This window comes from Pseudomonas sp. (assembly GCF_030684895.1).
In the GTDB taxonomy this organism is placed as follows: Bacteria; Pseudomonadota; Gammaproteobacteria; order Pseudomonadales; family Pseudomonadaceae; genus Aquipseudomonas.
In genome coordinates this window covers 23,881-49,547 of record NZ_JAUXXP010000051.1, presented here as the reverse complement: position 1 = coordinate 49,547, position 25,667 = coordinate 23,881, and the positions used below count along the sequence as shown (strand labels likewise).

General features: G+C 63.3%; 23 protein-coding genes. 10 read left to right on the top strand and 13 right to left on the bottom strand.

Annotated elements, in window-relative coordinates:
• Positions 1-6 precede the first annotated feature (6 nt).
• From Q8M42_RS11535 to Q8M42_RS11505, 7 genes are read right to left on the bottom strand one after another with little or no spacing between them, the layout of a single operon-like run.
• The gene (locus tag Q8M42_RS11535) at positions 7-774 is read right to left on the bottom strand and encodes a heme ABC transporter ATP-binding protein (protein ID WP_304869626.1); all 768 of its coding nucleotides are present in this window, start codon (positions 772-774) and stop codon (positions 7-9) included.
• Positions 774-1,820, bottom strand: a complete 1,047-nt coding sequence (locus tag Q8M42_RS11530; RefSeq protein WP_304869628.1) for an iron ABC transporter permease — start codon at positions 1,818-1,820, stop codon at positions 774-776. Before Q8M42_RS11530 ends, Q8M42_RS11535 begins: the two co-directional genes overlap by 1 nt.
• Positions 1,817-2,716 (bottom strand): hemin ABC transporter substrate-binding protein, encoded by a 900-nt coding sequence (locus tag Q8M42_RS11525; RefSeq protein ID WP_370692747.1) that lies wholly within the window; start codon positions 2,714-2,716, stop codon positions 1,817-1,819. The genes Q8M42_RS11530 and Q8M42_RS11525 overlap by 4 nt, the downstream gene beginning before the upstream one ends.
• Complete coding sequence (locus Q8M42_RS11520; protein WP_305284040.1) at positions 2,703-3,146, bottom strand: biopolymer transporter ExbD; 444 nt, start codon at positions 3,144-3,146, stop codon at positions 2,703-2,705. Before Q8M42_RS11520 ends, Q8M42_RS11525 begins: the two co-directional genes overlap by 14 nt.
• On the bottom strand, positions 3,131-3,772 hold the full coding sequence (locus Q8M42_RS11515; RefSeq protein ID WP_304869632.1) for a MotA/TolQ/ExbB proton channel family protein: 642 nt from the start codon (positions 3,770-3,772) through the stop codon (positions 3,131-3,133). The genes Q8M42_RS11520 and Q8M42_RS11515 overlap by 16 nt, the downstream gene beginning before the upstream one ends.
• 1 nt (position 3,773) lies before the next feature.
• Entirely contained in the window at positions 3,774-4,844 is a 1,071-nt protein-coding gene (locus Q8M42_RS11510; RefSeq protein ID WP_304869634.1) for a hemin-degrading factor, read from the bottom strand.
• Between the two features lie 21 nt (positions 4,845-4,865).
• The gene (locus Q8M42_RS11505) at positions 4,866-5,549 is read right to left on the bottom strand and encodes an energy transducer TonB (RefSeq protein WP_304869636.1); all 684 of its coding nucleotides are present in this window, start codon (positions 5,547-5,549) and stop codon (positions 4,866-4,868) included.
• Positions 5,550-5,679: 130 nt separating this feature from the next.
• Here Q8M42_RS11505 and Q8M42_RS11500 point away from each other — a divergent pair, with 130 nt between their 5' ends.
• Together Q8M42_RS11500 and Q8M42_RS11495 are read left to right on the top strand one after the other, a co-directional pair.
• Positions 5,680-7,872, top strand: a complete 2,193-nt coding sequence (locus tag Q8M42_RS11500) for a TonB-dependent hemoglobin/transferrin/lactoferrin family receptor (RefSeq protein WP_304869637.1) — start codon at positions 5,680-5,682, stop codon at positions 7,870-7,872.
• 117 nt (positions 7,873-7,989) lie between these two features.
• On the top strand, positions 7,990-8,316 hold the full coding sequence (locus Q8M42_RS11495) for a Rieske (2Fe-2S) protein (protein WP_304869639.1): 327 nt from the start codon (positions 7,990-7,992) through the stop codon (positions 8,314-8,316).
• A gap of 140 nt (positions 8,317-8,456) precedes the next feature.
• Here Q8M42_RS11495 and Q8M42_RS11490 read toward each other — a convergent pair whose 3' ends face one another.
• Positions 8,457-9,347 (bottom strand): triacylglycerol lipase, encoded by an 891-nt coding sequence (locus Q8M42_RS11490; protein WP_304869641.1) that lies wholly within the window; start codon positions 9,345-9,347, stop codon positions 8,457-8,459.
• Positions 9,348-9,468: 121 nt separating this feature from the next.
• Between Q8M42_RS11490 and Q8M42_RS11485 the strand changes: the two genes are divergently transcribed.
• Positions 9,469-10,197, top strand: coding sequence for a bifunctional 2-polyprenyl-6-hydroxyphenol methylase/3-demethylubiquinol 3-O-methyltransferase UbiG (locus Q8M42_RS11485; protein WP_304869643.1), 729 nt, complete (start codon positions 9,469-9,471; stop codon positions 10,195-10,197).
• A 179-nt stretch (positions 10,198-10,376) separates the two neighbouring features.
• Here the strand turns inward: Q8M42_RS11485 and Q8M42_RS11480 are convergent, their stop codons facing one another.
• Both Q8M42_RS11480 and Q8M42_RS11475 read right to left on the bottom strand, forming a co-directional pair.
• Positions 10,377-11,465: a fatty acid desaturase gene (locus tag Q8M42_RS11480; protein WP_304869645.1), complete on the bottom strand. Its 1,089-nt coding sequence runs from the start codon at positions 11,463-11,465 to the stop codon at positions 10,377-10,379.
• Positions 11,466-11,482: 17 nt separating this feature from the next.
• Positions 11,483-12,598 carry a ferredoxin reductase gene (locus Q8M42_RS11475; RefSeq protein WP_304869646.1) on the bottom strand — a complete coding sequence of 372 codons (1,116 nt, stop codon included), beginning with the start codon at positions 12,596-12,598 and terminating at the stop codon, positions 11,483-11,485.
• A 141-nt stretch (positions 12,599-12,739) separates the two neighbouring features.
• Here Q8M42_RS11475 and Q8M42_RS11470 point away from each other — a divergent pair, with 141 nt between their 5' ends.
• The 7 genes from Q8M42_RS11470 (at position 12,740) to Q8M42_RS11440 (ending at position 18,946) form a co-directional block, all read left to right on the top strand.
• On the top strand, positions 12,740-13,402 hold the full coding sequence (locus Q8M42_RS11470; RefSeq protein ID WP_304869648.1) for a TetR family transcriptional regulator: 663 nt from the start codon (positions 12,740-12,742) through the stop codon (positions 13,400-13,402).
• Positions 13,403-13,578: 176 nt separating this feature from the next.
• Complete coding sequence (ureE, locus tag Q8M42_RS11465) at positions 13,579-14,079, top strand: urease accessory protein UreE (RefSeq protein WP_304869649.1); 501 nt, start codon at positions 13,579-13,581, stop codon at positions 14,077-14,079.
• Positions 14,076-14,750: an urease accessory protein UreF gene (locus tag Q8M42_RS11460; protein WP_304869650.1), complete on the top strand. Its 675-nt coding sequence runs from the start codon at positions 14,076-14,078 to the stop codon at positions 14,748-14,750. The genes ureE and Q8M42_RS11460 overlap by 4 nt, the downstream gene beginning before the upstream one ends.
• Before the next feature lie 19 nt (positions 14,751-14,769).
• Entirely contained in the window at positions 14,770-15,384 is a 615-nt protein-coding gene (ureG, locus tag Q8M42_RS11455) for an urease accessory protein UreG (protein WP_304869652.1), read from the top strand.
• A 32-nt stretch (positions 15,385-15,416) separates the two neighbouring features.
• Positions 15,417-15,989, top strand: coding sequence for a HupE/UreJ family protein (locus Q8M42_RS11450; protein WP_304869654.1), 573 nt, complete (start codon positions 15,417-15,419; stop codon positions 15,987-15,989).
• Between the two features lie 254 nt (positions 15,990-16,243).
• On the top strand, positions 16,244-17,155 hold the full coding sequence (locus Q8M42_RS11445; RefSeq protein WP_304869656.1) for a glycerophosphodiester phosphodiesterase: 912 nt from the start codon (positions 16,244-16,246) through the stop codon (positions 17,153-17,155).
• Between the two features lie 849 nt (positions 17,156-18,004).
• Positions 18,005-18,946 (top strand): DUF808 domain-containing protein, encoded by a 942-nt coding sequence (locus Q8M42_RS11440; protein WP_304869658.1) that lies wholly within the window; start codon positions 18,005-18,007, stop codon positions 18,944-18,946.
• Here the strand turns inward: Q8M42_RS11440 and Q8M42_RS11435 are convergent.
• Genes Q8M42_RS11435 through Q8M42_RS11425 form a run of 3 tightly spaced genes read right to left on the bottom strand, consistent with a single transcriptional unit; the run spans position 18,943 to position 25,651 of the window.
• On the bottom strand, positions 18,943-19,839 hold the full coding sequence (locus Q8M42_RS11435) for a transglutaminase family protein (protein WP_304869660.1): 897 nt from the start codon (positions 19,837-19,839) through the stop codon (positions 18,943-18,945). The two genes, Q8M42_RS11440 and Q8M42_RS11435, sit on opposite strands and share 4 nt — an antisense overlap.
• Complete coding sequence (locus Q8M42_RS11430; RefSeq protein WP_304869662.1) at positions 19,836-22,328, bottom strand: circularly permuted type 2 ATP-grasp protein; 2,493 nt, start codon at positions 22,326-22,328, stop codon at positions 19,836-19,838. The genes Q8M42_RS11435 and Q8M42_RS11430 overlap by 4 nt, the downstream gene beginning before the upstream one ends.
• A 32-nt stretch (positions 22,329-22,360) precedes the next feature.
• Positions 22,361-25,651: a DUF2126 domain-containing protein gene (locus Q8M42_RS11425; RefSeq protein WP_304869664.1), complete on the bottom strand. Its 3,291-nt coding sequence runs from the start codon at positions 25,649-25,651 to the stop codon at positions 22,361-22,363.
• Positions 25,652-25,667 lie beyond the last annotated feature (16 nt).

The following is a 25,667-nucleotide window of genomic DNA, read 5'->3' as shown; positions in this document are numbered from 1 at the left end:
ATGACCTTAGCGGGCAATGATTAACGGATGACCGCGCTCTGGATGCTGCTGTATCAGCACCTCCAGGCCGAACACAGCCTGCAACGGCTCGGCGCGCAGCACTTCCTCGGGGCGACCGAGCGCATGGGGCCGACCGCGCTCCAGCAGCAACAGGCGGTCGCAGTAACGCGCAGCCAGGTTGAGATCGTGAAGAATCACCAGCACCGCTGCGCCCTGCCCAACAAAGGCGCGGGTGGCATGCAGCGTGGTGTGCTGATGCAGCGGATCGAGCATTGAAGTCGGCTCATCGAGCAGCAGCACCTGCCCCTCACCGCCTGGCCACAGCTGCGCCAGCACCCGCGCCAAATGCACACGCTGACGCTCGCCGCCGGATAATGCCAGGTAACTGCGCCCGGCCAGGTGCAAGGCATCGGCTGCCTCCAGCGCCTGCTTGATAATCTGCGCATCACGCACACGCCCGCTGGCGTGGGGCAAACGGCCCATGCCGACCACTTCTTCCACGCGAAAGGCGAAGTTCAGCGTCGAGGTCTGCGGCAATACCGCCAGGCGTTGCGCGCGCTCGCTGCCGGGCCAGTCTTGCAGCCGCCGCTGATCCAACCAGACAGCGCCGTGACTCGGCTGCAGTTCGCCGCACAAGGCGCCGAGCAAGGTGCTCTTGCCGGCGCCATTGGGCCCCAGCACGCCAAGCACTTCGCCCGGTCGCAGCTCCAGGTTGATATCCGCCAACACCGTGCACGGGCCGCGCTGTACCGCCAGATTTTCCGCGCGCAGCATCAGGTACGCCCCCGCAGCAACAGATAAAGGAAGAACGGCGCGCCAATCAGCGCCGTGACGATACCAATCGGCAACTCGGCCGGGGCCAGCACCAGCCGCGCGGCCAGATCCGCCAGCAGCAACAGGCTGGCGCCGGCCAGGGCCGAGGCCGGCAACAGCACGCGATGATCCGGCCCGACCAGCAGCCGCATCAGATGCGGCACCACCAGGCCGATAAAACCGATCATCCCCGCCGCCGCCACAGCCGCGCCGACACCGAGAGCGGTGCAGAACACCAGCTCGGCCTTGACCCGCTCCACGGCAAAACCCAGGTGACGCGCCTCGGACTCGCCCAGCAGCATGGCATTCAGCGCCCTGGCCCGCCGTGGCAACCACAGCGCCACGGCCGCCGTCACCAGCAGCAGCGGCCACAGGCGGGCGTAACTGGCGCCATTGAGGCTGCCCAGGTTCCAGAACGTCAGGGTACGCAAAGTGGCGTCATCGGCCAGGTAGGTAAACAGGCCGATGGCCGCACCGGCCAGGGCGGTCAGCGCAATACCGGCCAGGAGCATGGTCGCCACATTGGTTTCACCATCACGCCGGCCCAGGCGATAGACCAGCGCCGTCACCCCAAGGCCGCCGATAAAGGCGAACAACGACAACAGATAAGGTGCAAAGACTTCCGGCAAACCGCCAAGGGCCGCGCCGCCAACAATCGCAATCGACGCGCCGAGCGCCGCGCCGCTGGATACGCCGATCAGGCCCGGGTCAGCCAGCGGGTTACGAAACAGCCCCTGCATTGCCACCCCGCACAGCGCCAAAACCGCGCCGACCAGCAGGCCGAGCAAGGTGCGCGGCAGGCGGATCTGCCCGAGGATCAGTTCGGCCTGGGCCAGATCATCTCCCGCTTGCGCCAGGCCCAGCAGGCCCAGCAGGCGCAGCGCTGCCTTGAGGGTATCGAGCAGCGGCAGGCTGACCGGCCCCAGCGCCAGGGATAACCAGAGCGCGAGCGCCAGCAACAGACTCAGTGCAATAAACAGTGAGCGCGGTCGAATAACAGGATTCATGGCGTGGGCTTAGCTTCGGCGACCAGAGGTTGGCTGGCAGGATAAAAGGCTGCGGACAAGGCCGCCAGCCCATCCGGCAAACGCGGGCCAAGACCACCGACCAGCAGCGTCGGATCGAGCATCAGCAAACGCTGGTTACGCGCCGCCCGGGTCGCCGCCAGCGCTGGATTTTGCTGCAGCAATGCCTCACGCGCGGCGTCACCGGACAAGCTGCGATCAGCAATGATCACCACCTCCGGGTCAAGCGCCAACAAGGCTTCGGTGGACAGCGCCTTGAAGCCGTTATGGCTGGCCAGATTGCGCCCGCCGGCGCGCTCGATCAGCCAGTCGGCCGAAGTGTCCTTGCCACCCGCCATCGGGCTGCCGCCGGCATGCCCGAGCAACAGCAACACCCCCGGAGCCGCCTGCTGACGCTGTGCAGTCACCAGCCAGTCAGCCTGCTGCTGCAGGCGCTGCTGATAGGCCGCAAAGGCCTGATCGGCACGTTGCGGCTCGCCCAACAGAATGCCGATGCGCTGCAGGCTGGCCTGCAGGCTTTTCAGCTCTGCCTTGGACGAGAGCATTTCCACCCGCACACCTGCGCCGCGTAATTGCGCCAGCACCGGCGGCGGGCCCATCTCTTCACTGCCGATCAACATATCCGGGCGCAGCGTCAGCATGCCTTCGGCGGCCAACTGGCGCTGATAACCGATGCTCGGCAAAACGCGAAGCGACTGCGGATGTTGACTGGTGCTGTCCACACCCACCAGACGGCTTTCGCCGCCCAACGCCACCACCCACTCACTGAGCGAGCCGCCGGAACTGATCCAGCGTTGCGGCAACGGCTCGGCGGCCATCAGCGAGGCACAAGACAACAGGCTCGCGCCCAGGGCGAGCAGAGTATTAAGGCGTTTCATGATTGGCCTCTAGAAGAATGCGACTGTCCTGAATGCCCTGCTGTTGCAGCAAGGCCATCAGATCGATAAATGCCGACAGCGGTGCCTGACGATCCAGCGCCAGGTCCAGGCCCGCTGCGCTGTCGGCAGCAAAGGCTGCAGTCAGTTCAGTGCGTAACGCGCTGAAATCCGTCTGCGGGGTGCCGTTAAAGCGCCAATTCCCTTCGACGGACAGCTGTATTTGCATGCGTTCGCCGCTGCCGGCACTCGCCGTGGGTAGCGCCTCGCGGCTCTGCGGTAACTGCAAAGGCAGCTCCAGCAGTGGCGTTTGCGCGGTCAGCAGAAAGAACACCAGCACGATAAAAATCACATCGAGCAGCGGTGTCAGATCGGGCAACAGATTGCCCTGAGAATTGCTGGCAGCCGGCAGGCGGATCACGACAACACCCACTGCGCGGCCGGCTGATTACTCGGCAGTTCCAGCTCCAGACCATCCAATGCCAGCTGACAACGATTGAGTAACGCTTGTACGCCCTCCAGATAACGCTCGGCCCACAAGGCAAAGCCCTGCCCTGCCGCCAGCGCCGGTATGGCGATGAGCAAGCCCCACACCGTGGTGTACAGCGCCTGCCACAATCCATCGGCGAGCAGCGCAGGGGTGACCGGGCTGTTCTGCCCGGCGATATTGGCAAACATTTCCAGCATGCCCAGCACCGTGCCGAGCAAGCCGAGCATGGGCGCCAGCATGCCGATCAGCTGCAGCAAGCGCAGTTGGCGATTGAGACGCTGGCGTTCCTCCAGCAACCAGCAGCCGAGCAGCTCTTCGCGCTGCACCGCCGGCAACGCGCTGTGCTTGAGCAACAATGCCAGGCCATAACGCCAACCGCGCGCACGGCCCTTGCAGTGCTCGCGCTCACAGGTACGGCAAGCGCTGACTGCGGCCCGCCCGGCGGCATTGCTCAGCGGCTGCAAACGCAGAAATACGCTGAGGCGCTCAAGTATCAGCGCCAACGCCAAAAGCGAGCACAGTGCCAGCGGCCAACCCAGCGGCCCCATTGCACTCCACCACTGGCTCATCTCAGCACTCCAGCGCAGGCGCGCTTTCGGCTAGGGCGCGCCAGTCTTCACGCTCAGGGATGCCCGGCTTGCGCGCACCAAACAGCTGCACCACCAGCTCGCCATGGGCATCGAAGGCTTCCCAACTGGTGATCACACCATCGCTGCTCGGCTTGCGCACCCGCCACAGCTCGGTCACGCCAGTGGTCTGCAGGTGCAGATTGAACTCGGGATCGAGCACGTTGAACCAGGTGTCCATCCAGCGCAGGTTGCGCACCGGACCGGAGTGAATCTGGATGCAGTGACGATTGCCGACAAACAGCATGATCGGTACTTCGCGCACACCGGCTTGCTCCAGCAGCTTCGGCAGTTCGCGCACATCCACTGGCTCGGCCCATTCGCGCCCCGCCAGGCGCAGGGCCTGGGTGCGTGTGGTGCCGTGCTTTTTCAGCAGGGCAAAGAAGTGGTGAGTGTCTTTAAGGGTCGACCAGCCCACGCGCAGGGCGTTTACATCCACCTGGGCATCGGCTTGCGCCGGCTGCGCCTGGGGCAAAGGCATCAGCTCCAGTTCGGCGCTCTGCTCAGCCATACGGAAACGCTCCAGCAGCGGCGCCCAGGCGCTTAGCTGGCTGTCCTCGGTGAGGAAGACCTTGTGCACCGCAGTGCCCTGACGGTCGAACACCTGAATGCTGCGCTGGGTGCCTTTGCCGGTCTGCTCTTCGATGGCAAACACACTGGCCCAGCCGCCGAGGAACAGGCGCAGGTCGATATCGGCCGAGACCACCAGGCCCATCTGGCCATTACCGGTCACCGTCACCTCACGGTAATAACCCTTGCGCTCATGCACGCAATGCTCGTTGCGGGTCAGCGCCATCACATAACCCAGCTCGCCCAGTGCCGGCAGCAACTGCGCCCAGTCTGGCTGCAAGCGCACAGCGTCGACACCGAGGCGGCTGGCCACCAGTTCGGCCTCGCTAACGGCCAGGCGTTCGGCGGCATCGCGGGCGCGCAGGCGCGGCTGCTCGCGGCGCAGCACCTGCCAGGCCAGATACAGGTCATTGCTGGGCGCGACGGATTGGGCGTGTGTACTCATGGAAAACTCCTCACTGATTAATCAACGGCTCGCCGTCAAAGCGAACTGAATAGGGATCTGTACGCGGCTAGGCACGGCCTGGCCGCCGCTGGTTTCAGGGCGAAAACGCCACTTGGCAACCGCCTCCAGGGCGGCGCGATCGAGGCTGTCCACGCCCGAGGAGCGCAGCACATTCAGGCTGCGTTGCTGGCCGCGCTCATCCAGGCGCACCTCGACCAGCACCACGCCCTGCTGGTTACGCCGCCGCGCCTGGGACGGGTAATTCGGCTGGCGTGGCGGCTCGCGAAAGCTCGGCTTGCTGCTAAGCACTTCAGCGGCCGGCGTTGCGGCAACCGGCTTGGCGGGCGCGGCCTGAGCCGAGCCGACAGCCGCAGCAGACTGGCTGGGCACCTTGACTTCCAACACCGGCGCGGGCGGGCTCTTGGTCGACACGGCCGTGTTCACCGGTGCGGGCTTGGTCACTGGCACCTGCGCCACAGGCTTGGCGACCGGGACCTTGCTCGGCACCAGCACCTGGCGTTGCGGTTCCGGCGGTTTGGCCGGGGCCGGCGCGGCCTGCTGCAACACAGCTGCCAGGCGTAACACCTGAGGCACGTCATGGGTTTGCGCGGCGCTCAAAACAGGCGGTTGCGCGTCGCCATACAGCAGCCAGCCGGCGCTATGCAGCGCCAGCGACAGCAGCAGAAACAGCGACAAACGCAACATGCGAAGACTCGGTCAAATCGGATTAAATCTATTTGATAATTATTTGCATTAGCATGTCAATGTCGTTTAGGTTTGCCGCCGATGCCAACCTGGTGGCCAGAGAAGCCACCTGAACGATCCTGGAGTCCCCATGCACAGAAGCCCTCCATTCGCCCGCCGCCCATGGCTTGCTCTGCTGTTACTCAGCCCATCACTGGCCCTGGCCGCGGAAAAAGCGCCGAACCAGTTCGATACGGTGACCGTCACAGCCACCCGCACCGAGCAGACCCTCGACCAAGTGCCGAGCACGGTGTCGGTACAAACCGAACGGCAGATCGACCAGCAGAACATCAAGAACATCAAGGATCTGGTGCGCTACGAGCCCGGCGTATCGGTCGGCGGCAGCGGCGATCGTTTTGGCCTGTCTGGCTTTACCATCCGCGGTATCGGCGGCAACCGTGTGCTGACTCAAGTGGACGGTGTCGGCATGCCCGACGCCTTCTCCTTCGGCGGCTTCCTCAGTGCCAAACGCGATTACGTCGACCTCGACACCGTCAAGCAGGTGGAAATCATCCGGGGACCGGCCAGTTCGCTGTATGGCAGCGATGCGATTGGCGGCGCAGTGAGTTTTCTGACCAAGGATGCCAGCGACTATTTGGACGAAGGCGATGATGCTTACGCCCGCCTGAAAACCGGTTATGACGGCAGCGATGACAGCTGGCAGCGCAGCGCCACCTTCGCCGCACGCTTAGGCCAAGTCGATGGCCTGCTGCACCTGGGTCGGCGCAGTGGCCAGGCCACGGATACCCACAGCGGTCAGGGTGGTATTGGCGCAACTCGCGAGCAGGCCAATCCACTGGATTACCGCACCGACAACCTGCTGAGCAAATTCGGTTGGGATTACAGCGACGGCGGCCGCCTGCAACTGACCTACGAGCGTTATCAGGACGATACCGACACCCGCGTGCTGAGCAACTACAGCAACACCGCCACCATCCGTACCCAGGATGCTGAAGACCGGGTTGATCGTGAGCGCTATTCCCTCGCCCATACCCAGCAACTCGACACCCTGTTGGTTGATCAGATCCACAGCCAGCTCAGCTACCAGGACAGCCAGACGCGTCAGCAAACGTTCGAGGACCGCGTGGTCGGCGGACAGCCACGCTACCGCACACGGGATTCGTACTACGAAGAAAAGCTTTGGGCCTTCAATACCAAGCTGGACAAGGCCTTCAGCATCGGCCGCACAGAACATGCGCTGGTCTATGGCCTGGACATCAAACACCTGAAGAACGCGGATCTGCGCGAAGGCGGCGAGACCGTACTGGCCACCGGCGTGACCACGCCTGTTCTGCCCACCAGCGATTTCCCCGATCCGACCACCCAGGAATACGCCCTGTTTGCCCAGGACAGCATCAGCATCGGCCGTTGGACCCTGCTACCGGGCCTGCGCTACGACCGCTATGAGATGAGCCCACACGTCACCAATAAGTACCTCAATAGTCAGGCCACCGAGCGCGATCCAAGCGACTTCAAGGATTCGGCGCTGTCTCCCAAGTTTGGCGTGACCTACCAGCTCGACGACGCCCACAGCGTCTACGGTCAGTACGCTGCGGGCTTCCGCGCGCCACAGGCCATCGAGATCTTTGGCGAATTTGCCAACCCCGGCATGTACCGCACCCTGGCCAATACCAACCTGAAAGCGGAAACCAGCGACAGCTTCGAGCTGGGCCTGCGCGGCCAGTACGCCATCGGCAGCTTTGGTGCGGCGCTGTTCTACAACCAGTACGACGACTTTATTGAACAGGTCAGCCGGCCCTCCAGCGTGCCGGGTTTCCCCTTCGGCGAGTTCCAGTACGTCAACCGCGACCGCGTGACCATTCGTGGCGCAGAGGCCAAGGGCGAACTGTTCCTCGACCAACTGGGCCTGCCGGCTGGCTGGAAAGCCCGTGGCAGCGTGGCGTACGCCCGCGGCAAGGATGAAGGTACAGGCCAGCCGATCAACAGCGTGGACCCGCTCAAGGGCGTTTTCGGCCTGGGCTACAGCGAGCCGAACGGCAGGTTTGGCGGCGAGCTGAGCTGGACCCTGGTGGCGGCGAAAACCCGCGTCGACATGACCCAAACCGCCAATCAGGTGCAGACCTCAGGTTATGGCGTGCTCGACCTCAATGGCTGGTGGCAGCTGACCGATGCCTTCGCCGTGAATGCCGGCCTGTTTAACCTCACCGACAAGCAGTATTGGCAATGGGGCGACGTGCGCGGCTTGACCGAGAACAGCGCCAGCATGGGTCGCTTCAGCCAGCCGGGGCGCCATGTGGCGGTCAATCTGGTCTGGGAAATCTGATCTGGGCAACCGCCCATTAAATAGCGGTAAAACGAGTTCCACTTGGCGCACGGATGCGCCCTCCTCTTTCACTTCCACGCCAGGGCGGCATAATGCCGGCCTGTCGGGGAGGTTGCTATGTTGCGTTTATGTGCACCGGATGAAGTGGCCGAAGGCCAGAGCCGGGGTTTCGAGGTTGCAGGTGAAAAGCTGTTTGCCGTGCGCAAGGACGGCCAGCTGTATGCCTATCGCAATCGCTGCCCGCACCGTGGCATCCCTCTGGAATGGCTGCCCGACCAATTTCTCGATCACAGCGCCAGCCTGATCCAGTGCGCCACCCATGGCGCGCTGTTTCTGATCGAATCAGGCGAATGCGTCGCTGGCCCCTGCGCCGGGCAAGCGCTGCACGAGCTTGCCATCCGCGAAGATGATCAGGGCATCTGGGTCGATCTTAACGACGCCTAAGAGCTCTTGGTGCCGCAATAAGCTCAACTATCGCCTACCTGTAGGAGCACGCCATGCGTGCGAATCGCCGGCATGGCCGGCTCCTACAACCCGATAGCTAACGGCGTCTCACTCCACGACAAATGATCTGTGACGCAGCACTAGAGTCCTGCGGCCTGCAGCCGTTGCGCATGCTCGACAAACAATTTGACCGGCTCGGCGCCTTTGCCGACCAGGCCGAAGGTCTGATTGATGATGTCGAAGTGATCCAGCGGGTACTGATCACCAATCACGGTGCCCAAGTGTGAGCTGTAGCGTCCGACCATGCCATCGCACTGTCCAACCTCACGCTGAAAAGTCTTGGCAAACATGCGGCAGGCGACATTCGGCCCGTCGAAGCGGTTGCCACCTTTATTGGTGATACCCGGTTGAATGGTGCCGGACCAGGAGTAGTAGCGCACGCCATTGACCTCGGCCGCGCCCTCACCGCCCCATACCTCAGGCAGGCCCTGCGGATACTGCACATTGAAGGCCGCCACGCCGTCACTGGTCAGCGATTGCTGCGCGGCTGCCACATCCATCGGCAGTGCTTCGCCTTTGTAACCGCGCTCCAGCCAGGCCATGCAACGCGCCACACCACGTAACAAAGCACTCAGCACGCGCTCGCGCAGGCTGCCGTGCGGGGCTTTGCGTTTGAGAAAATCCGCCAGCTCCGAACCATGATTAGGCCCAGCCACCGAGGTCACGGACGCCACCCACTCGGGCTTTCGCGCCGCCGCATAACGCGCCGTCAGGGCGCCTTGGCTATGACCGATCAGATGGACCTTTTCTGCGCCGGTCTGCTGCAACACATCGGCGATGCGCAGCAGCAGTTGCTCGCCGCGCACCTCGGTGGAATGCACCGAAGACACCAGTACTGGGAAGACTTTTGCACCGATGCGGCGCAGCGCCGTGACAATGCCATACCAGTAGGGATAACCGAGCAGGCTGACAAAGCCGAGCAAACCTGGCACCAGGACCAGGGGATAACGGGGTGCAGAAGATGTCGACATAGCAAACCATCCTTGTGTCATACCGCCGAGAAAGAAAGTGCTGAACCACGAAGCATGTCAATGCCGCTCGTGGGAAAACTGGGCCGCCTGACATATAGTCCCGGCTTCTCTTTGCGCTGCCATGACCATGCATACCATCGAACGGATTTACCCGAAGGATCTCAACCCGCTCAACCCGGACGACCAGGCCAGCCTGCAGATACATATGCAGCGCTATGAGTTCGCCGCCCTGCATCTCTGCGGCCAGCGCGTGCTGGATATGGCCTGCGGCTGCGGCTATGGCACCGCCCTGCTGGCCGAGCGCAACCCGGACAAGCAGGTCACCGGCGTGGACATTGACCCGGCGGCCATTGCCTACGCCCGCGAGCATTACCAGCTGGCCAACCTGCGTTATGAATGCGCCGATGCCGAACAGTTCAGCAGCGACCAGGGCTTCGATTGCATCGTCAGCCTGGAAACCATCGAGCATCTGCCGCGCCCGCAGGTACTGCTGGCCAACTATGCGCGCTTATTGGCCGAAGGCGGCAAGGTCATCGCCTCGGTGCCGATCACGCCGACCCTGGACGGCAACCCCCACCACCTGCATGACTTCAGCAAACGCAGCTTTTACGCACTGTTCCGCCAGCAAGGGCTGCATGCCAGCCAGCACTTGGAACAGATTCAGTGGTGGCAGTTCAAAGGTTTATTCTCGAAACAGGTCGATCAACAGAAACAGCACCGCAGCGAAGGGGTCGGCAATGCGGTGCTGCTGTACTACCGCAAGCGCCCGCTGTACCTGTTTAGCCGGCTGTATTCGATGCTGCGCTATGGCTTTAGCAACCGCTATCTGACCTGCGTGTTTACGCGCTGATCGTGTAGCCCGGATGTAATCCGGGAGTGCCCATAAAGCGTCCCGGATTGCATCCGGGCTACGGCGTACGTTCATCCTCGTAGGGTGGATCAGGGCACGCAGCTGACGCCTCAGCCATCCACCAACGGCAGTGGTGGATGAAAACAGCGTCATCCACCCTACGGAGTTGGGTCACGCGGTTAAGCGCTTGCAGGCATGGCCTCGACCGGACGCCGGCGGTAGATCCAGATCCGCTTAAGCACTGTCGCGAACTGGCTCCACAAGCTGCCGTTGTTGTAGACCTGGCCGTAACGCTCGGCGATCTCGCGCACTTCCACAGCCAGCGCCGCATAGCGCCGCGCCGGCAAATCGGGGAACAGGTGGTGTTCGATCTGGTGGCTCAGGTTGCCGGTGAGAATATGGAACAGCGGCCCGCCATTCAGGTTGCTGGAACCGCGCAGCTGGCGCAGGTACCAGTGGCCACGGCTCTCGCCGACCACCGACTCCTTGCTGAACACCGCCGCCTGCTCGGTAAAGTGACCGCAGAAGATCACCGTAAAGGTCCACAGATTGCGGATCAGGTTGGCCACTACATTACCGGCCAGCACCGCCAGGGCATTGGCCCCGATCAACAGCGCCAGCAGTGGGAAGAACAGATAATCCTTGCCCCACTGCCGCAGTATCTTGGCGTTGAACTGCTTGATCAGCGGGCGCACCTCGTCCTTGCTCAACCGGCCCTTGTAGACCTTGTCCAGACGCAGGTGCTGCACCGCGATCGAGTACTGGAACAACAGCGCCTGAATTGTCACCCACAGCGGCTGCCAACGGTAGAACGGCTTCCAGCGCTGCTCGGGAAACAGCCGCACCACGCCATAACCAACGTCATCGTCCATGCCCAGCACATTGGTCCAGGTGTGGTGCACATGGTTGTGGGTGTGCCGCCAGAAATCACTGGGCCCGGCGATATCCCACTCATAGCTGCGCCCGGCAAACTCGGGGTCATTCATCCAGTCGTACTGGCCGTGCATCACGTTATGGCCCAGCTCCATATTCTCCAGAATCTTGCCCAAGCCCAGTAGCAGCGTGCCGAGCAGCCAGGTCGGCGGAAACCAACCGAGCATCAGCAGCCCGCGCCCGCTCCAGCAACAGCAGCGTACCGCCGCACGAATCCGCCGGATATAGCGCGCATCCACCTCGCCCAGATCGGCCAGGGTGCGTTGACGCAGGGCGTCCAGCTCGTTGCCGAAGGCGTTCATTTCATCCACGGACAGTTCGCGATCACCACGCATGGGGATTCCCTCGCAAGTTAAAGATCAATTTCTACGTCGCTATGGGGAGCACTTACGCACAAACGTATGGGTTGCCCCGGCTCGCTGAATAGCACCCCGCTGCGCAGATCGCGCACCGTGCCGCTCAGCAAAGTGCAGGTGCAGCTGGCGCAGATGCCCTGGCGACAGCCATGCACCGGCTGCAGGCCATGGGCCTCGGCTTGTTCCAGCAGGCTGTGCTGATTATTGGCAGTCGCCTGCTGATGGCTGCGGGCAAACCCCAAACGCACCTGACGCAGGCTGACGTCGGCGCGCAGCACGGGCGCAGTGAAGGCCTCAACCTGCAGCGCGCCAGGCAACCCGGCGGCTTGCCACCACTGCTGCACCTGGGCGACAAACCCCGCCGGACCGCAGGCCAGCACGCGGCGCTGGTCCAGCTGCGTGACCTCAGCCAGATGCTCGCCAGCAAAACGTCCGGCCAAAGCTCCCGGCTCAGCTTCGGCGGCGGTCAGCGACCAGCGCACCTGCAAATTGCTGTGCTGCGCCTGCAAGGCCTGCAACTCGGCGACAAAGCCGCGTTGGCCCTGCTCACGCACGTAATGCAGCAGCGTGATCGGCGCACTGAAACCCTGAGCCAGCGCAGCGCGCAGCATGCCCAGCAACGGTGTGATGCCACTGCCGGCGGCTAGCAGCAGCACGCCCTGCTGCGCCTCGGGCCAGCTCAGCTCGCCATGCACCGGACCCAGCTCCAGCACATCGCCCACCGCCAGATGCTCCAGCAGATAAGGCGAAACACGCCCGCCCGGCTGATGCTTGATCGCAACCTGTAGACGGCCACCGGCTTGCACCGCAGTCAGGCTGTAACTGCGGCTCAGGCGTACGCCATCACGCTCGAGATACAGCTGCAGGTGCTGCCCCGGCTGCGCGCCGCGCCAGTTGCCGCTGGCCTGCAGGGTCAGTTCGAGCATGTCCTCGGCCACCCAGTGGCGCTGGGTGACCCGGGCAAACACCCGGTTCAGCCGCAGCGCCGGGTGCAGCTGCGCCAGTCCTGCATCGACATCGCTTTCGCGCAACCAGCCATGGGCTGCCAGCACGCGCAGCGGATACAGCAGGCTTGCGAGTACGCGTAACCAGGCAAAAGGAAGAAGGGTCATGGCAAGACTCCAGTGAACAATTGTTCACCAGACTGGCAGAGCAGATTAATTCAGTCAACACTCGTTCACTCAACCCCGGATAAGCAACCGCGGTTCGACGTAAACAACGGCCATTTGTTAGAGTGCGGCGCTGATTTCGCAATGCAGAGCCATGCCCGCTTGAAACCACTACAACCGCGCGCCGAACAAAAACTGCAAACCCGCCACGCCTTGATGGACGCCGCGCGCAGCCTGATGGACAGCGGCCGTGGTTTTGGCAGCCTGAGCCTGCGCGAGGTGGCGCGCTGCGCCGGCATCGTGCCGACCGGTTTCTACCGGCATTTCGAGGATATGGACGCGCTGGGCCTGGCGCTGATCGCCGAAGTCGGCGAAACCTTCCGCGAAACCATTCGCCAGGTACGCCACCACGAGTTCGAAGTGGGCGGCGTGATCGACGCCTCAGTGCGCATCTTCCTCGACGCCGTGGCGGCCAACCGTTCGCAGTTTCTGTTTCTCGCCCGCGAGCAGTACGGCGGCTCGCAGCTGGTCCGCCAAGCCGTGGGCGCATTGCGTGAACGCATCACCGCCGACCTGGTCGCCGACCTTGCAGCCATGCCGAAGCTGCAACACTTCGACGCCCCAGCGCAGAACGTGATCGCCGACCTGGTGGTAAAAACCGTATTCGCCACCCTGCCCGAACTGATCGACCCACCCGCAGCGCCCCTGCCGATGCACGCCTCACCCGAGGTCAAGATGATTGAGCAGCTGCGCTTTATCTTTATCGGTGCCAAACACTGGCAAGGCCTCGGGCAAACCCGCGACTGATCACCGCCCGTCGGCCGCACCAAAAACGCGCATAAACCAGGCAAGCGCACCAAACCAAACCTCACCACGCTCTACTTTCAGCCATACCCACCCCCGCGCCCCGCTCTGCGTGGCGCAACGGCAGCTTGGCAAGGCACTTGCTCTATAACCGGTATTGACCTGCCGGAAACTGCCCCATGTTGGTGATCCACCGCCGTATTGCCGCCCAGCCACACTGGGACGCCGAACTTGAACTGAGCTTCGAGGCCCGCAGCAAAAGCCGCCTGCGCTGCTTCAGCCGTACAGGTGAGGACGTAGGCCTGTTCCTCGAACGCGGCCAACCCGCGCTGCATGACGGCGAATACCTACAGGCCGAAGATGGCCGTATCGTGCGCGTCATCGCCCGGGCCGAGCCGCTGCTGCACGTTACCTGCGCCAACCCCTTCGAATTGATGCGCGCCGCCTACCACCTGGGCAACCGCCATGTTGCCCTGCAACTCGGCGATGGCTGGCTGCGCCTGCCGGATGACTATGTGCTCAAGGCCATGCTCGAACAGCTTGGCGCCACGGTGCAGCTGATCGAAGCGCCCTACCAGCCGGAACAGGGTGCCTATGGCGGCGGCCATCACCACTCGCATGCTGGCGATGCCGAATTCAGCTATGCGCCGCGCCTGCATCAATTCGGTGCGCGTAAGTGAATAAAGCCTGGCAATTATTGAGGCTCGCCAGCCCGCAATTGCCGATTGGTGGTTACAGCTATTCCCAGGGTCTGGAAATGGCGGTGGATCAGGGCCTGGTCAATAACGCAGAAAGCGCCGAGCGCTGGATTGCCGATCAGCTACTGCTCAATCTCGCGCGCTTTGAAGCGCCGTTGCTGCTCGCCCATTGCCAGGCCGCCGCGAGCGAGGACTGGGCTCAGCTGCGCCACCTCGCCGAACAGCAACGCGCCAGCCGGGAAACCCGCGAGCTGCGCCTGGAAAGCCGGCAGATGGGCTACTCCCTGCAGCAACTGCTCAGCGGTTTGCCGGAGCTGGATCAGCCGGCGCAGCAGCTGTTTAGTGAGCTGGACGAACCCGGCCTGGCTGTTGGCTGGGCGCTGGCCGCGCGGGCCTGGCAGATCGGGCCAGAGGATGCCCTGGCCGCCTGGCTCTGGGGCTGGCTGGAAAACCAGCTGGCGGTGCTGATGAAAACCCTGCCGCTGGGCCAGCAAGCCGCCCAGCGCCTGACCTCGCACCTGCTGCCGCTGCTCGATCAGGCGCAGCGCCAGGCTAGCGAGTTAGAACCGCAACACTGGGGCAGCGCCGCCTTCGGCCTGGCCCTGGCGAGCATGGCGCACGAGCGCCAGTACAGCCGTTTATTCCGCTCTTGATGATAAGGAAGACTAAAAGATGAACAGCCAACCCCTGCGTATCGGCATCGGTGGCCCGGTCGGTTCCGGCAAAACCGCCCTGACCCTGGCCCTGTGCCTGGCCCTGCGCGAACGCTACAACCTGGCGGTGGTGACCAACGATATCTACACCCAGGAAGACGCGCAGTTTCTGGTGCGCAACGAGGCCCTGGCCCCGGAACGGATCATCGGTGTGGAAACCGGCGGCTGCCCGCACACCGCTATTCGCGAGGACGCCTCGATCAATCTGGAAGCGGTCGACCAGCTCAACCGGCGCTTTCCGGGGCTGGACCTGATCATCGTCGAATCCGGCGGCGACAACCTCTCGGCCACCTTTAGCCCGGAGCTGTCGGACCTGACCATCTACGTGATCGACGTATCCGCCGGCGACAAGCTGCCGCGCAAGGGCGGCCCGGGCATCTGCAAGTCCGACCTGCTGGTGATCAACAAAGTCGACCTGGCCCCGCTGGTCGGCGCTTCGCTGGAGGTAATGGAACGCGACACCCTGAAGATGCGCGGCGATAAGCCGTTCGTGTTCAGCAACCAGAAGATCGGCCAGGGCCTGGAGCAGATCATCGCCTTTATCGAACAACACGGCATGCTCAGCGCAGCCTGATTACGCCCAACATTCAGTCAAGGAGACACCCCATGAACCTGCGCAAATCACTATTCGCCATCGCCCTGTTTCTCAGCCCCGCTGTGGCTTTCGCCCACGCCGGCCACGACCACTCCGGGCTGCTGGCCGGTCTGGCGCACCCGGTATTCGGCCTCGACCACCTGCTGGCGATGCTCGCCGTCGGCCTGTGGGCCGCGCAGCAATCCGGCGCGGCGCGCTGGGCGCTGCCGCTGACCTTTGTCGGCACTATGTTGATCGGTGGCCTGTTGGGCTTTAACGGCCTGCAGATTCCGCTGATGGAAACCGGTATCGCCGCCTCGGTGCTGGCCTTTGGTCTGCTGGTGGCGGTGGCCATTCGCCTACCGATGGTGATCGCCATCGCCCTGACCGCACTGTTCGCCCTGACTCATGGCGTCGCCCACGGCCTGGAGCTGCCGGAGCTGGCCAGCCCGTGGGGCTATGCCGCAGGCTTCGTGATCGCCACCGCAGCCCTGCACGCCAGCGGCTACGCCCTGGTGCGTCTACTGCCCCAGGCCGCTGCACCTGTGGTGCGCATACTCGGCGCCGCCTCGGCAGTAACCGGCGCCTGGCTGCTGACAGGCTGACAGGCTGACAGGCTGACAGGTGGGTGGACAGAACTCGTCCACCTCTGGGCGCAACATCTTGTAGCCAAGATGAAATCCGGGGCGCCGCAATCCCGGATTGCGCCAAGGCTTATCCGGGCTACTAAAAAGTGCGCTCCACTTGGCGTGGATAGCCTCAGGGCTGGCGCATTTCGCCTCTCGCCCAGCAGCCATGGCTTTGTCATAGTCGAGGCGTATTAAAGCCCCTCACCCATTGACCGCCCTGGACCCTGACCATGCTGCGCGTTGCCCGCTTTCTCTCTGTTCCACTGTTGTTGCTCGCCATCGCCCTTGGCGTGCTGGCCCTGACCAGCAAACCGGCCCAACCGGTAGCGGTGCTTAGCAGTTTTGCCGAACAACCGCTGGTGATCGCTCACCGTGGCGGCAAAGGCCTATGGCCGGAGAACAGCCTGTTTGCCTTCCAGCGCGCCAGCGCCCTGGGCGTGGACATGCTGGAGATGGACCTGCACCTGTCCAGCGATGGCGAGCTGGTGGTGATCCACGACCGCACCCTGGAGCGCACCACCAATGGCGAAGGCCCAGTTGCGGCGCTCAGTCTGGAGCAGCTGCAAGCGCTGGATGCCGGCTACAACTGGAGCGCTGATGGCGGCCAAAGCTATCCCTATCGCGGCCAGGGCATCCGCATCCCGAGCTTTGCCGAAGTGCTCGACAGCTTTCCGAATACGCCCAAGGTGATTGAGATCAAGGTGCCGGATGTCGGCATGGAAGCGCAGCTGTGTGATGCCCTTGAGGCGCACAAACAACGTGACCAGGTCATCGTCGGCAGCTTTTATGACCGCAGCCTGCAGTTGTTCCGCGAGCAATGCCCAGGCGTGGCCACCTCCGCTGGGCCCGGTTCGGTACGTCTGTTGGTGGCGCTCAACTGGGTCGGCCTGGGCAGTTTGCTGTCGCCCTCTTACCAGGCACTGCAGATTCCCGAAGCCCACGGCGGCCTACGCGTTGCCAGCCCAAGCCTGCTCAAGACCGCCGCACAGCGCGGGCTTAACGTGCAGCTGTGGACCATCAACGAACAGCCGGACATGCGCCGCCTGCTCGACCAGGGAGCCCATGCGCTGATCACCGACTACCCGGACCGCGCGCTACAGGTGCTCGGACGCTCGACGCAGATCAGCGCCTTGGAAGACTAAGCACCCAGCTCTGTACAAAAAACAACCTAACGCGTTCAGGCCACGCCCGCTGTGGCCTGAACGCAAGCGTGCGCAGCTTATCCACAGATCACTCCACAGCATCGTGGGATAAGTTATCCACCGCGCGCCTCGACACTGCGGCAAACCCTTGAAATAGCGCGATTATTGCTTGACTCGGAGCGCTGTAAATGACGCATTTCAAGGCAGCTGCACGCTGCGCAAAAAACGATCAAAGTGCGCAAAGCCAGGCTTTACAGGCCTCCCAACCAGGCATACCAGAGTTATCAACAGCTCTACCCACAGTAGTCGTGGACAACTTCAGCGCTACCCCATAACACCCTGAATAACCAGGCTAAGCTGTTGTTTATACGATAAATAATTGACTGATCAAAAAGCGTACAGCGGCCGTAAAGAGCCACACGACTAAGCCTGCAAGCGCCTACGCCCACCTTATCCACAGTTCGCTCCACAGTCTTTGTGCACAACTACCCATGCACCGCCGCAAGGGCTGTGCATAACACCAAAGCGGCGGCTGACTATGAGCCCTATCGAGACAATCAACAGCCCCGCCGCAGAGCACAGGCGTAACGTCACTCCACTTACCCAGGAGATACGCCCATGCCCCTTAATGACCTGTTACGCAGCCTGCTCGCCGCCTATGCCAGTGGCGCCACGGGCAGCAGCGACTAACTTCACAGTCGGCTTTTCGTGCACTGCGGCAAACCTGGATTGGCCGCCTATGGCTGATGCGTGCTGACTCACGTATAAATCTGCGCACTATTGCCTACAGATCTGCCCGCAGTTCTGCCGGGTGATTTGCCGCAGAAACCGTAGAAAGGAATCCATCGCATGGCCGGCGCTAGCCTGTTAACCCTGCTTGATGACATCGCCGCCGTCCTCGACGACGTAGCGGTGATGACTAAAATTGCCGCAAAAAAAACCGTCGGGGTACTCGGCGATGACCTAGCGCTCAATGCTCAGCAGGTCAGCGGCGTGCGCGCCGACCGTGAGCTACCGGTGGTCTGGGCAGTGGCCAAGGGTTCGCTGAAGAACAAGCTGATTCTGGTGCCCGCCGCCTTGCTGATCAGTACCTTCGCGCCCTGGGCGGTAACGCCGCTGCTGATGTTTGGCGGCGCCTTCCTCTGCTACGAGGGCTTCGAGAAGCTCGCGCATAAGTTCCTCCACAACCAGGCTGATGCCCAGGTGCAGCACGTTGAACGGCTACACGCAGTGGCAGATCCGGAGGTGGATATCCTGGCGTTCGAGCAGGACAAGATCAAAGGCGCAATCCGCACCGACTTTATCCTTTCGGCGGAAATCATTGCCATCACCCTCGGCACCGTGGCCCTGGCCAGTTTCGGCAAGCAGGTGGTGGTGCTTTCGGGTATCGCCCTGCTGATGACGGTTGGGGTTTATGGCCTGGTGGCAGGTATCGTCAAGCTGGATGACGCCGGCCTCTATCTCAACCAGCGCGCCGGCGAAGGCCTGGGCAGCCGCCTGCAACGCAGCCTCGGTCGCGGCATTCTGTTTACCGCGCCGTACATGATGAAAACCCTGTCGATTCTCGGCACCGCAGCGATGTTTATGGTCGGCGGCGGCATCCTCACCCACGGTGTGCATGCCGCGCAGGTGTGGATCGACCAGCTGGCGCAAAGCGTGGCAGTCAGCAGCGGCCTGCTCGCGGCCTTGTTGCCGACGCTGCTGAATGCCGTCGCCGGGATCATTGCCGGTGCCGTTGCCCTGCTGCTGGTCAGCCTGGCCACCCGCGCCTGGAAAGCCATCAAGAACTAGCCCGCCAACGGCAGTACCGTCACCTGCACCTCGGGGTCATGGCTGCCACCGCCGAGAATCACCCCACGCAGCGGTGAGACATCGGCAAAGTCGCGGCCCCAGGCCAGGGTGATGTGTTCCAGCGCCGGGCGGATATTGTTGGTCGGGTCGAAATCCACCCAGCCGTGCTGCGGGCAATACACCGAGATCCAGGCGTGTGAAGCATCGGCGCCGATCAACCGTGGCTGACCGGGTGGCGGCTGGGTCAGCAGATAACCACTGATATAGCGCGCCGAAAGGCCCATGGAGCGCAGGCAGGCAAGCATCAGGTGGGCGAAGTCCTGGCATACACCACGACGCTCCTCCAGCACTTGCAACAGCGGCGTCGCCACCTGGGTAGCGGCGGCATCGAAGCTGAACTCTTGATAAATCTTCTGCATCAACCCATCCACCGCCGCCAACAACGGCCGGCTGGGGCTAAAGCAATCCGCCGCGTAATCGGAAAACACCTGCTTGAGGTGCACATACGGCGACTCGAAACGAAAGCGCGTGGCCTCCAGCACGCCGGGCAACAGCGCCTGGCCACTGTAACGCAACGCCGTGCAGGCCTCTTCCCAGGGCGGCGACGCCTGCAAATCCAGCGCTGGGCGCGCCAGCACCTCGACCTGCAGGCGCGCACTGACTTTAAGTTCGTTATGCGGGCGCTCGAACACCAGGCGGGTCAGCGGGTTGCCGAATACATCCAGGGCATCCTGGCGCTGACACGGTTGCGGGCTGACCAGCAGTTGCTGATTGTGATTGCGCTGCCAGGGGCAGGCGCGCGGCCACAGGTGCGCCAGTTGTTGGGCCAGCGACACTGGGCTGGCGTAGCGATAATGGGTGTCGTGAAGAATCTGGTAGCGGGCGCTGCTCATGAGGATTGCGTCCGCTGGCTGGCATCGACATGCACGAAAAAGCGCAGGCCCAAGCGATCAGAAATTTCCGCACTGGCCTGGCTGATGCTTTCCAGCAAGCCGGCCAGACCTTCAAGCACCTCCTGCACACTGGCCGCGCCGAACAGCGGATTCTCCAGGCTGGCCAGGCTAAAGCGCGCCAGTTGCCCTTCCAGGTGTTTCAGCCGGCGCTCGCTGGGCAGCTCGAAGCGCTCACCCAGGCGCGATAGCGAGCGCAGCAGAGTGCGCACCTGAAACAGCACGGCATGCGGGTTCTGCTCATCCAGCAGCAACAGGTCGAGCACCGGAATCAGCTGCGCCGAGGCCAGGTAGCGGGTGCGGTAGGTGATGCTGCTGTTGCCCAGCTCCAGCAGCCACGCCAACGCGGACTGATCCTGCGCCGCGCTGCTACGCAGAAAATTTGCCAGGCTGTCGCAGAGAAACTGCAGGCGCTCAATGCAGCGACCAATCATCAGAAAACGCCAGCCGTCATCGCGGGTCATGTCATCCAGGGCAAAGCCTGACAGCGCCGCCAGCGACAGCAGCAGACGATCGAGAAAATCCAGCAGTTCGCCGAAGTCGGCCTGCTCGCTGCTCAGCCCCTGGGCCTCGCGTTGCAACTCCAGCAAGGCCTGCCAGTTAGCCTGGGACAGCTTGCCGCGCACGCTGCCAGCCACCCACTGCAGGCGCTGCAGATTGCCGCGCAGGCTGTCGGGCCAGTCCTCGCCAAGCAGTGCTTCAAGCAGCCGCGCTTGCAGTTCGCCGCTGTCGGCATCCGGTAGCAGGCCCAGGCTCTCGGCCAGGCTCAGGGCGGTTTGCAGCGCTTGCGGGTCATCGTCGTCATCCACATAACGCGCCAGCATGATGCGCAGCAGCCGCGCACCGTCCTCGCAGCGTTCGCTGTAGCGGCCAAACCAGTAGAGGTTTTCCACCACCCGCGAAGGCAGATAGGGGTCGCTGCGCACCAGATCGGCCACGCCCAGCGGGCGCAGCCATTGCCAGGGTTCGCCGCCGGCATGCCGTTCGCCGAGCACCCAGGTGTCCTTGCTGGCACCGCCACGCTGCATCGACACCACTTCGGCGTCCGCGTCGGCGGCAACTCGGGTCAGGCCACCGGGCATCACCCGATACCCCTCGGCGCTGGCCACGGCAAACACTCGCATGCCGATGGCGCGCGGCGCCAGCTGGCCTTCTTCCGGCTGCCAGACCGGCGCCTGCGACAGTTGCGCCAACGCCTGAGCGACATAGGCATAAGGCCGCGCCTTGAGGCGTTCGGCCAATTCGGCGCGCTGCGCCGCGTCCAGATCGCGGCCAAACACCGGAGCAAAGCTCTGCGAGGGAAAGCTGGCGCGCACCAGCAACTCATCGAGCTGCTCCAGGGCCTTGTCCAGCACCGGCGGCTCACCGCACCACCAGCTGGCGATGCTCGGCAGCAGCAGTTCTTCGCCCAATAATTTTTCCGCGATGGCCGGGAGAAAGCCCGGCAAGCCAGGAGACTCCAGCACGCCACTGCCAAGGGCGTTGGCCACCAGCACATTGCCCTGGCGCACCGCTTCCAGCAGGCCGGGCACACCGAGGGCCGAGTCGGTGCGCAGTTCCAGCGGGTCGCAGAAGTCATCATCCAGACGGCGTAACACCGCATGCACGCGGCGCAGGCCGGCCAGAGTCTTCAGGTAGACCTTGGCGTCGCGCACGGTCAGGTCACTGCCTTCCACCAGCGGGTAGCCAAGCTGACGAGCCAGGTACAGGTGCTCGAAATAGCTCTCGTTGAAACGCCCAGGGGTGAGCAGCACCACCAGCGGTGTTTCACTGCCGGCCGGGGCCTGGCGCGCCAGAGTGTCCTGCAGGGTGCGGAAGAAGCCGGCCAGGTATTGCACGCGCAGGTCGCGGTACAGCTCGGGAAAAGCGCGGGAGACAATCTGCCGATTTTCCAGGGCATAACCCGCGCCGGAGGGCGCCTGGGTACGGTCGGCGGTGACCCACCAGCGGCCATCCGGGGCGCGGGCCAGGTCCACCGCATACAGATGCAGATAGGTTCCGCCAGGCGGCTGCACGCCCTGGCAAGGCCACAGGTAGTTGTTATGACCAAACACCAGCTCAGCCGGCAACAGGCCGTCGGCCAGCAGTTGCTGTGGGCCATACAAGTCGGCCAACACGGCGTTCAGTAAGCCGGCACGCTGCGCCACGCCGGCGGCGATCTGCTGCCATTCTTCGGCGGGAATCAGATTAGGCAGCAGGTCCAGCTCCCACGGCCGGTCGGCGCCATCGGGATCGGCGTAGACATTGTAGGTCACCCCATTTTCCTGAATCTGCCTGGCCAGCAAGGCCTGACGCTGCGCCAGCTGCGCCGGGCTGCTGCGCTGCAAACGCTCCAACAGCAGGCGCCAGTGCGGGCGCACCTGTCCATCAGCGTCTAACAGTTCGTGGTAAGCCCCAGACGTCAGGGTGTAGTCGGCAAGCAGGTCGGGCATGGCAGGCTCGATAAATGGCAGCGCCGATAGGATTAAACGAGGCGCAAATCCAGGGTCATGGGCATTTCATTATTATTGATCGGAGCCAACGCCGGGCGCTTGCCGGGACTGTGGCCCAGGCGGAAGAAGCGCGCCAGGCGCCGACTCTCGGCTTCAAAGGCATTGACCGGCAGGCTGTCGTAATTGCGTCCGCCGGGGTGAGCGACATGATACTGGCAACCGCCAAGGGAGCGGTTCATCCAGCTGTCCACCAGGTCGAATACCAGCGGCGCATGCACCTCGATGGTCGGGTGCAGGCAGTTGGCCGGCTGCCAGGCACGGAAACGCACGCCGCCGACAAATTCGCCGACTTTGCCGGTAGGCCGCAGCGGCACCGGTACGCCGTTACAGGTCAGCACATAGCGGTCACTCGGCAGGCCGCTGAGCTTGACCTGCATGCGTTCCAGCGAGGAGTCGACATAACGCACCGTACCGCCACCACCGCCCTCTTCGCCCAACACATGCCAAGGTTCCAGGGCCTGACGCAGCTCCAGCTCGATGCCCTTGACGTTGAAATCGCCGGATTTGGGAAAGCGGAACTCGAAATGCGGGGCAAACCATTCGCTGTGCAGGCGATAGCCGCAGCCGTCGAGCTCCTGCAGCACGTCGGCAAAATCCTGCTCGATAAAGTGCGGCAGCAGGTAGCGGTCATGCAGCTCGGTGCCCCAGCGCACCAGCCGCGCCGGCTTGTAGGGCTCGCGCCAGAAGCGCGCGATCAACGCGCGGATCAGCAACTGCTGGGCCAGGCTCATTTGCGCATGGGGCGGCATCTCGAAGGCGCGCAGCTCCAGCAGACCGAGGCGCCCGGAGGCCGAGTCCGGCGAGTACAACTTGTCGATACAGAACTCGGAGCGATGGGTGTTACCGGTCACGTCCACCAACAGGTTGCGCAGCAGGCGGTCGACCAACCAGGGCTGACAATCGCGGCCCACTTCGGGCATTTGTGCGAAGGCGATTTCCAACTCGTACAGGGCATCGTTACGCGCTTCGTCGATGCGTGGTGCCTGGGAAGTCGGGCCGATAAACAGGCCGCTGAACAGGTAGGACAGCGATGGATGGTTGTGCCAGTAGCTAATCAGGCTGCGCAGCAGGTCCGGCCGACGCAGAAACGGCGAATCCGCCGGCGTCGCGCCACCGAGTACAAAGTGATTGCCGCCCCCGGTGCCGGTATGGCGGCCGTCGATCATAAATTTCTCGCTGGACAGACGGCATTCGCGGGCCTGCTCGTAGAGAAACTCGGTGCGCTCGACCAGCTCATCCCAACTGGCGGCCGGGTGGATATTCACTTCGATCACGCCTGGGTCCGGAGTCACCCGAAAGAACTGCAGACGCGGGTCCAGCGGCGGCTCGTAACCTTCCAGCAACACCGGGCATTTCAGCTCGGCGGCGGTGGCTTCGATGGCCGCCACCAGTTCCAGGTAATCCTCCAGGCGAACCAGCGGCGGCATAAACAGATAGAGCTTGCCGTCACGCGGTTCGGCGCACAGCGCAGTACGCACGATGCCGGCAGCCGATTGACCGAGTAACGGGCGTTTGCTCGCGCCATTCTGGCTGCCCGTCCAAACACCACGCACCTGCGGCTTGATCTGCGCCGCAGCCGGCAGCGGCGCGAAGTGCTGGCTCGGATCTTCCGGGGTCACGTAGGGGTAATCGGCCTCGCTGACCCAGGGCTGTGAGTCCAGCGGCAGGCGATAGCCCATCGCCGAATCGCCCGGTATCAGCCGACAATGCTGGTCACGCAGGAACCAGCTGCCGCTTTGCCAGCCCAGCTGTTTGGCGTGCCGAGCCAACGGCAGGATATGCCCGACCACTTTATCCAGGCCTTGCTCGAAGACTTTGCGCAGGCGCTCGCGCTCCAGCGGGTCGGCCAGACGCGGGTCTTCAGCGCTGACGTTGATCGGCAGCTTGCGCTCGCGCCACAGGTAGTAGAAACGGTCCTCATAAGCCGGCACGCAGTATTTACCATCCACGCCCAAGCGCTCGGCGAGCAAGCCAAGGAAGTCGGCGGCCTTGGCCGCATCGACGCCGTAGTCCTGCTGCTCATCGGCATACAGCGCCGAGTTGTGCCAGATTGGCTCGCCATCACGCCGCCAGTAGGCATTCAGCGACCAGCGCGGCAGCTGTTCGCCGGGGTACCACTTGCCCTGGCCAAAATGCACCAGCGCTTCTGGCGCGTAATGCTCACGCAGACGATGAAACAGCTCGGTGGCCAGGCGGCGCTTGTTCGGCCCCAAGGCGGCGGTGTTCCACTCGGGATCATCGGGGTAATCAAGGGCAACAAAGGTTGGCTCGCCGCCCATGGTCAGGCGGACGTCCTGGGCCTGCAGATCGTCATCTATTCTCTGGCCGAGGCCGACAATCGCCTGCCACTGCTCGTCGCTGTAAGGCTTGCTGACGCGCGGCGCTTCCCAGATGCGCTCGACCCACATTTCATGGCTGAACTCGCATTCACTTTCATCCACGCCACCGCTGATCGGCGCGGCCGAAGACGGCTCAGGGCTGCAGGCCAGCGGAATATGGCCTTCACCGGCGAACAGGCCACTGGTCGGGTCCAGGCCAATCCAGCCGGCACCGGGCAGGTAAACCTCGCACCAGGCATGCAGATCAGTGAAATCCACCTCGGTGCCGGACGGGCCATCAAGGGATTTCACATCGGCTTTCAGTTGGATCAGGTAGCCGGAAACAAAGCGCGCCGCCAGGCCCAGGTGGCGGAATAACTGCACCAGCAGCCAGGCCGAATCGCGACAGGAGCCGGAGCCTTTTTCCAGGCTTTCTTCCGGGGTTTGTACGCCCGGTTCCAGGCGGATCAGGTAGCCGATGTCAGTGGACAGGCGCTGATTCAGCGCTACCAGAAAGTCCACGCTGGGCAGTGGCGTGCGCTCAATGCTGGCCAGGTACTTGGCAAACTGCTTACCGGCCGGCAGTTTGACCAGATAGGGCGCCAGCTCCAGCTGCTCGCCCGCGGTGTAGGCGAAGGGGATTTTCTCGGCGTAGGGTTCGAGGAAGAAATCGAAGGGGTTAAACACCGCCATTTCGGCGACCAGATCGACCTCGATCTTCAGCTCGCGGGTCTTTTCCGGAAACACCAGGCGCGCCAGGTAGTTGCCCTGAGGGTCCTGCTGCCAGTTGATAAAGTGCTCGCCCGGCTCGACCTTCAACGCGTAGGACAGAACCCGGGTACGGCTGTGCGGTGCAGGACGCAGGCGCACGACCTGCGGGCCAAGGTTGACGGCGCGGTCGTAGCGGTAGTGGCTGACATGGTGCAAGGCGATATGAATCGACACAGCGGGCCTCCTGCGA